The following is a 7,338-nucleotide window of genomic DNA, read 5'->3' as shown; positions in this document are numbered from 1 at the left end:
GTTCTTTAATGATATTTGATAGGCATGCAAATTTGAAGTATAAGTATGGGAACAGGCATTTCTGGTGCAGAGGATATTATGTTGATACAGTAGGAAGAAATGCAAAAGTAATTGAAGAATATATCAAAAACCAATTACAAGAAGACATAGCTTCAGATCAAATATCATTCAAAGAATACATAGACCCGTTCACGGGTAGCAAGGAAACAAAGGCATGAAAAACGAACAGCCGCTTTAGCGGCTGCCCGTAATAGTAATGCGGTTGGCGGAACCATTCAGTGCGTCTTGAGACGCTGTGCCAGTAATATGCCCTTTTAGGGCTGGTGCATACCACCAGTTTAACTGGTGGTTTTGATTTACAATACAATAAAAAATAATCGAGTAAACAATTCGTAATGTATGCTTAAGCCGTGGGCGCTTTCCTTTTAAGGAATTAAAGGATGCAAATTCGGTATAATTCTTTTTGTTATAAGCGGTGGATGCTTTTATTTCCATATGGTATACCTCCTAAAATAGAATATCATACAAAAATGGATGTATCAATATAAAAAGTAATAAAGATACCATCAAGGTGCTTGTAAAAAAAGCGACACGGTATTTAGAGAGCCTATGCTAAAAGGAATCCCCCCGCAAGCTTCCATTCCCTTTTCAAATATTGTATAATACAGAAAACAGGAACGGTCTATTCAGCGACACAAAAAAGGACGTAGCGGAAATGCCGATATTAAAACTGAAGGCCGCGCTTAAGGATTACATCTGGGGCGGTACGCAGTTAAAGGAAAAGTTTCATAAGCAATCGGTTTTAGATACGGTCGCCGAGAGCTGGGAGCTTTCCTGCCACCCGGACGGCGCCTCGGTAATAGAGGGCGGGGCGTATGACGGGCTAACCCTTACCGAGTATATCAGCAAGGCGGGGCAGGACGTGCTGGGTGAGCACTGCAAGCGGTTTGAGTTCTTCCCCATCTTAATCAAGCTCATCGACGCGAAGCACGACCTCTCGATTCAGGTGCACCCCGCCAACGACTACGCCCTGCGCGTGGAGGGCGGCTACGGCAAAACCGAGATGTGGTATATCGTCGACTGTGAGGAGGGTGCGCGGCTCTTTTATGGGTTTAAGAAGAAGATTACCAAAGAAGAATTCCGGCGGCATATCGAGCAGAACACGCTTGAAACGGCGCTCAACAGCGTGAAGGTGCACAAGGGTGAGGTGTTCTTCATCGACGCGGGCACCATCCACGCCATCGGCAGCGGGATATTGATTGCCGAGATTCAGCAGAACTCCAACACCACCTACCGCGTGTATGACTATGGCCGCAAGGGTTTAGACGGCAAGCCGCGCCCTTTGCATGTGGAGAAGGCGCTGGACGTAACCGTTACCGCCCCGCCGCACCCGAGCAGTACCGCAGATGCAACACCCACCGTTTATGGCGGCTACACCCTGCGCAGGCTGGCGGGGTGCGAATACTTTACCGTTCATATTGCCGAGATTACCCAAAGCGCCGCCTTTATGGCGGATGGCACCTCGTTTCATTCGCTCGTGTGCATCGAGGGGCAGGGAACGCTCAGCGGCGCGGGGGAGAGCTATAGCATCAAAAAGGGCGACAGCTTCTTTATTCCCGCGGGGTTTGGGGCGTATACGCTATCGGGCGGCATGACGGTGATTAAAACCGTTGTTTAATGGTACGAAAAAAGCTGAGATACCGAAATTTGTAGTTGGTGCGGTTGTGAGATTCTGAAAAGGAGAATAACGTTGAAGACAATTATAGAAAAGGCGACACTGAAGAAAGCACTGTTATTTACTGCTGTTTTTGCGGCATTGTATATTATTATTAACTTTACAACGCTAGGCTTAGCGGGCTTACTTAGGATTACAAACGGCGCCAATATTCTTGACTTTCAATTTGGCTATTCAGCGGCGAAGGCTTATGATATACTAACCGCATTAGGGCAGGAAGGGCGTAGCTTTTATCTTTTTCACATTCTCCCGTTGGACTTTCCTTTCCCGCTTTCCGGTATGCTTTTTTATGCGGGGTGGATAGCACTTTTGGTGAAACTGGTTGCCCCATCGTCCGCTGCCAGATTCACAATCCTTGTGCCGTTATTATCGATGATGTTTGATTGGTTTGAAAACATAGGCGCTATTATCATGCTGAATACCTATCCGAACTTATCGGTACCGGGGGTATACTTAGGAAGTGTATCGGGTATGTTGAAGATGATATTCTCCTTGGGGAATATAGCGATTATAGTTGTTTTGCTGGTGACTTATCTCTTTAAGACAGTAAAGAACAAGCACAAAGTAGAGCGGTAGTGTTCTAGTACCTTTTCAACATACGTTGTTACAAATACAGTTTATCTTGCGAAGCTGGGTAGGAGAGGAAGATGGAATACATCCCCGCCAAGACCATTGTAAACCGTACCAAGGATACCTCATGGTTCGGCACCGATTACAACATGAACATCTACAAGGGCTGCTGCCACGGCTGTATCTACTGCGACAGCCGCAGCGAGTGCTACCATGTGGAGGAGTTTGACCGTGTGCGCGCCAAGGAGAACGCTCTTGAGGTGATTCGCAACGACCTGCGGCGCAAGGTGAGAACCGGCGTAATCGGCACCGGCGCGATGAGTGACCCCTATAACCCCTTTGAGGGGGAGCTTATGCTTACCCGCCGCGCGCTGGAGCTGGTGGATGCCTATGGGTTCGGCATTGCAATCGCCACCAAAAGCACACTGGTGACGCGCGATATTGATATATTAAGCGATATTAAAAGCCATTCGCCGACACTTGTGAAGGTGACGGTTACCGCCGCCGATGATGCGCTCAGCAAGGCTATTGAGCCGAACGCGCCGCCTTCGAGCAAGCGGTTTGAGGCCATCCGCACGCTTTCGCAGGCGGGCATCTTTACGGGCGTGCTGCTGATGCCGGTGCTGCCGTTTATTGAAGACAGCGACGAGAACGTGCTGGCCATCGTAAGCAAGGCTCACGAATGCGGCGCGCGGTTTATCTACCCCGCCTTCGGCATGACGCTGCGCCAAAACCAGCGCGACTGGTATTATGAGAAGCTTGGCGGGCTTTTCCCCGGCCAGGGGCTGGTGGAGCGGTACCAAAAGCGGTACGGTGAGCGGTACACTTGTACAAGCCCGCGCGCGAAGGCGCTGTGGGGCGTTTTCAAGGAGGCGTGCGACCGGTACGGCATCCTCTATAATATGACGGACATCGTAAACGCCTACAAGCTGGGCTACGCCGACAGCCAGCTATCATTCTTTTAAAGTGAGATTAAAATGAGTAATTTTATCTGCCCGGTATGCGGGAGGCAGTTGAATAATGCTGCGGACGGCAAATGCTTAGTCTGCGAGAAGAACCACAGCTTTGATATTGCGAAAAGCGGGTATGTAAACCTGCTGATGTCGCAGCAGATTAAGGCCAAACGCCACGGCGACGACCGGCTGATGGTGAATTCGCGGCGTGATTTTCTGGGTAAGGGCTATTATAACCCGCTGTTGGAAAGGCTTCTGCCAACGGTTGCGCGTTACGCCAGGAACGGATGCAAAATCCTGGATGCCGGCTGCGGCGAGTGCTGGTATACGGCCAACATCTATGAGCATCTGGAGCGCAATCACATCAAGCCGCAGCTGTTTGGGGTAGACATCTCGAAGGATGCGCTGGCTGCGGGAGCCAAACGAAACCGTGATATTGAGCTTGCGGTGGCAAGTGTGTTCCGCATTCCGGTGGGGGATGGTGCGTGCGATATCCTTCTTTCGGTGTTCGCGCCGCTGTGCCGAGAGGAGTTTGTGCGCATTCTGAAGGCGGGCGGCATCCTCATCCGGGTGATTCCCTTGGAGAAGCATCTGTTAAGCCTGAAGACGGCGGTGTACGACCGGGTGTATGAAAACAAACCGGAGGGCCTTGAATTGGAGGGCTTTGAGCTGCTGGAGACGCAGGAGGTCAAGAGCAGCATCCATATTGATAATAACGAGGATATCCGGCGCGTTTTTACCATGACGCCGTACTACTATAAGACGAGCGCGAAGGATCAGCAGAAGCTGGCTTCGCTGCCGCAGCTGGATACCGAGATTGAGTTTGGCATATTCACCTATCGAAAGAGATAGGCTATTAAAAAAGGGGATGACGACATTGTTAATACGACGTTTACGAGTTGAGGAACTGCCCGAGACGATGGAGCTGGTTCTGCGCGTGTTTATGGAGTTTGAGGCACCCGAATACTCCCAGGAGGGAGTAGAGGAGTTTAAGCGGTTTATTGCCGTCGAGGCGATGGAGCCGCCGCTGCGGAGCGGTGAGCGCCCCGTATGGTGCTGTGTGGAGGACGGAAAGATTGTGGGCATGATTGCACTGCGGGATAAAAGCCATGTCTGCCTGCTGTTTGTGGATAAGGCCTACCAGCGGCGGGGGATAGCACGGGCATTGTTTGAGGCGGCCTCGCAGGGCTTAGCGACTATGACGGTGTTCTCGTCACCCTATGCGGTGGAGGCTTACAGGCATCTTGGCTTTGTGCCCACCGATACCGAGCAGACGGTAAACGGCCTGCGCTTTACCCCAATGCGGTATGAGCGGGCGACGGCTGTGTAGGGAACGGCGTACTCGATGTCCCGAATCACACCGCACATACATCAAACGTCAATGTTGTAGCGGCGAACTCTGTTCGCCCGCGGGAGACCACAGGTCTCCCCTACAATCCAACAGCGCCAGGATACCAATTTTGATAGGAACGGAAAATTAATGGAATAACGCCGGAACGGTGAAGACCGTTCCCAACCTAGAACGGAGAACGAAAAGATGAAACTGGAAATTATGACAGGTGACATTACAAGGATGCAGGTGGACGCGATTGTAAACGCCGCAAATACCACCCTTTTGGGCGGCGGCGGGGTAGACGGCGCCATCCACGCGGCGGCGGGGCCGGAGCTGCTGGCGGAATGCAAGACGCTTGGCGGCTGCGAAACGGGGCAGGCCAAGATTACCAAGGGCTACCGGCTGCCCGCAAGCTATGTCATCCACACGCCGGGGCCGGTTTGGCGCGGGGGCGACTACGGCGAGGCACGGCAGCTTGCCGATTGCTACAAAAACAGCCTTTCCCTTGCGGTTTCGCGCGGCTGCGAGACAGTGGCTTTTCCGTCTATCAGCACCGGGGTGTATCGCTTTCCGCTGCAGCTGGCCTCCGAGATTGCGGTTAAAACCATCCTTGACTTCCTTAAAACCGATAAGCTGCTGCGCAGGGTGACGATCGTCTGCTTCGACGACCACACCAAGTCGTTTTACGATAAGGCGCTGGAGAAGCTGAAATAGGTTTGTTTACAAATGGTCTACTGATTGTTCACAGAATGTTTTAAAAGCAGGGTTTCTTTTTGGAACGATTTTTTCTCTTTATATAATAGAAGCATTAATAACAGCACAAAGCCTGCTCTGAAAATTCAGGGCAGGTGAGCGTGTCGAGAAACTCGACACGCTCCATAAGGGAGACTTCGTTCGTCACCAAACCAAGTGGTTTGGTTTTTCAGCCGTCCCCCTCATGAACACCCCCAAGCAAAAATGTCTGCTCACCGCAGACATTTTTAGCGGTATTGCTCCGGCGGCGCATGTCCGCCTGCGCAATGTTATTTCAATTTAACCTTTTTCAACAGCCTAGCCTGCTCTGAAAATTCAGGGCAGGTTTTCTGTTGACAAAGGGTAAATTATGTGCTATATTAAACAAGTATTAAACATGTTTAATAAATGAGGGTATTATAATGAAAAACGAAGATACCAGAAAACGCCTGCTGGCGGCAACTATCCGGCTGCTGGAATCGGGGCAGGAGGCCGAAACCATTACGGCGCGGCAGATATGCGCCGAGGCGGAAACCAACCTTGCGATGATTAACTACTTCTACAAATCAAAGGAAGCACTGATGAATCTGGCGGTGCAGAGCATTATTTCAGCCGAGGCCGAGAAGTTGGATGTTTCTGCAGAGAGTAACCTTTCGCCGAGAAAACAGCTTCGCCGCGCGCTGATTGCACTGTGTGACACGACGGCCGCCTACCGGCAGTATGCGCGGGTGACGATTCCGTACATCCTGCTGCAGGACGAGATTAAGATACCGCTGACGCTGCTGCCGCTGCTGCGCAGGCACTTCGGCACATCCCGAAGCGAGGAGGAGTGCCGCATCATCGCCTACGAGTTTGTTTCGTTCTCTCAACTGGTTTTTCTGCGCGCTGAGGATTTTTTAAGCTACAGCGGCGTGGATGTCTTTGACGCCGGGCAGCGCTCCCGCCTGATTGATATGCAGCTTGATCTGTTTTTGGGGAAGGAAGAGAAATAAAACTTTGCGAGAATTTACATTAGAGGTGAACTTACTATGGAAAGCAAAACACTAAAACGATGGTCGCTCATCTGCTTTATTGCGGCACTGCCCGCGCTGATTGTTACCGACTGGTACCTCAAGGGCTTCGGCCTGCTGGTGCTGTTTATCCTGCTGGCGGCGGGGCTTATTTTCGACCAGCTGGCAAGAATCTATTACCCCGCCTATACGGTGGATAACCCTGCGGCGTTTCGCAGGCATCGGCTGCTTCAGCTTTACACGCTGATACTGTTCTTAATGTCGCCGATGGCGGTGGTTTACGGCAACCGTCTGAATCTGGCGTTTGGTGTAACAGCCGCCGCGCTGATGATCGGCCTTGGCCTTGTACTGGATCAGGTTGCGCGCAGCCGCTACCGATACCATAAAATTGAACAACGGGGGGAGGGGCAAACGATATGACCGTATTACTCAAGATAACCGGCATCTTATCCGTTGCGCTGCTGGCCTGCACCATTCTGTGCGGCCTGTGGCTGCGGTTTCATCCGGTAGAGGATAAGAGCTTTCACTTCCAGCTTTCGCTGGTTTCGGTGATTGTGGCGTTTATTACTATGGTGCTGTTTTTGGTGAATATCTTTCGGCAGTAGGATAATTAAGAATCCCCACTCGGGAACGGGTGGGGATTTTGATGTTAAGCCGCCGCCCCCCGCCAGACTAACGTCCGGCGGGGGGCGGCTTATTGTAGCTTCAGCGCAAAAAACCACCAGCTCTGCTGGTGGAATTAGAACGCTTATAGCGAAAAGAGGTCCTCCAGTGATAGAATGATGAAGGTTCACCAACCGCATCAAAAAACAAAGGAGGACATGTCAATGGATGACATAAATAGTTTAACACATTCGAAATGGAGATGTAAATATCATATAGTATTTGCACCGAAGTATAGACGACAAGAAATATATGGACAAATCAAGGTGGATATAGGGCAGATACTTAGGAAATTATGCGAACAAAAAGGGGTGGAAATAATAGAGGCACAGGCATGCCGCG

The 7,338-nt window shown here is 51.0% G+C and carries 12 protein-coding genes; 11 read left to right on the top strand and 1 reads right to left on the bottom strand.

Annotated features, from left to right (window positions below):
* A partial coding sequence (locus BLR50_RS14110; RefSeq protein ID WP_205408648.1) for a transposase occupies positions 1–218 on the top strand: 218 nt, incomplete at its 5' end.
* Positions 219–234: 16 nt separating this feature from the next.
* On the opposite strand, the gene BLR50_RS14105 is transcribed toward BLR50_RS14110, so the two are convergent.
* The gene (locus tag BLR50_RS14105; RefSeq protein ID WP_092643775.1) at positions 235–495 is read right to left on the bottom strand and encodes a hypothetical protein; all 261 of its coding nucleotides are present in this window, start codon (positions 493–495) and stop codon (positions 235–237) included.
* Positions 496–715: 220 nt separating this feature from the next.
* Between BLR50_RS14105 and BLR50_RS14100 the strand changes: the two genes are divergently transcribed.
* The 10 genes from BLR50_RS14100 to BLR50_RS14055 form a co-directional block, all read left to right on the top strand.
* A complete protein-coding gene (locus tag BLR50_RS14100; RefSeq protein ID WP_092643772.1) occupies positions 716–1,678 on the top strand; it encodes a type I phosphomannose isomerase catalytic subunit in 963 nt (320 codons plus the stop codon).
* Positions 1,679–1,750: 72 nt separating this feature from the next.
* Positions 1,751–2,311 carry a hypothetical protein gene (locus tag BLR50_RS14095; protein WP_092643769.1) on the top strand — a complete coding sequence of 187 codons (561 nt, stop codon included), beginning with the start codon at positions 1,751–1,753 and terminating at the stop codon, positions 2,309–2,311.
* Positions 2,312–2,382: 71 nt separating this feature from the next.
* A complete protein-coding gene (locus BLR50_RS14090; RefSeq protein ID WP_092643766.1) occupies positions 2,383–3,270 on the top strand; it encodes an SPL family radical SAM protein in 888 nt (295 codons plus the stop codon).
* Between the two features lie 12 nt (positions 3,271–3,282).
* Positions 3,283–4,110, top strand: coding sequence for a putative RNA methyltransferase (locus BLR50_RS14085; RefSeq protein WP_092643763.1), 828 nt, complete (start codon positions 3,283–3,285; stop codon positions 4,108–4,110).
* Between the two features lie 16 nt (positions 4,111–4,126).
* Positions 4,127–4,588 carry a GNAT family N-acetyltransferase gene (locus BLR50_RS14080; RefSeq protein WP_092643760.1) on the top strand — a complete coding sequence of 154 codons (462 nt, stop codon included), beginning with the start codon at positions 4,127–4,129 and terminating at the stop codon, positions 4,586–4,588.
* A 207-nt stretch (positions 4,589–4,795) separates the two neighbouring features.
* A complete protein-coding gene (locus BLR50_RS14075; protein WP_092643757.1) occupies positions 4,796–5,305 on the top strand; it encodes an O-acetyl-ADP-ribose deacetylase in 510 nt (169 codons plus the stop codon).
* A gap of 440 nt (positions 5,306–5,745) precedes the next feature.
* The gene (locus BLR50_RS14070; protein ID WP_092643754.1) at positions 5,746–6,315 is read left to right on the top strand and encodes a TetR/AcrR family transcriptional regulator; all 570 of its coding nucleotides are present in this window, start codon (positions 5,746–5,748) and stop codon (positions 6,313–6,315) included.
* 36 nt (positions 6,316–6,351) lie between these two features.
* Positions 6,352–6,753: a hypothetical protein gene (locus BLR50_RS14065; protein WP_092643751.1), complete on the top strand. Its 402-nt coding sequence runs from the start codon at positions 6,352–6,354 to the stop codon at positions 6,751–6,753.
* On the top strand, positions 6,750–6,938 hold the full coding sequence (locus tag BLR50_RS14060) for a hypothetical protein (protein ID WP_092643748.1): 189 nt from the start codon (positions 6,750–6,752) through the stop codon (positions 6,936–6,938). The genes BLR50_RS14065 and BLR50_RS14060 overlap by 4 nt, the downstream gene beginning before the upstream one ends.
* A 216-nt stretch (positions 6,939–7,154) precedes the next feature.
* Positions 7,155–7,338, top strand: a 184-nt coding sequence (locus BLR50_RS14055; protein ID WP_423230297.1) for a transposase, incomplete at its 3' end; no start/stop codon positions are given.

It is taken from the genome of Acetanaerobacterium elongatum, from assembly GCF_900103835.1.
Taxonomy (GTDB): domain Bacteria; phylum Bacillota; class Clostridia; order Oscillospirales; family Ruminococcaceae; genus Acetanaerobacterium; species Acetanaerobacterium elongatum.
Note: the sequence above shows the minus strand (reverse complement) of the source record. Positions and strands in the feature narration are given on the sequence as shown.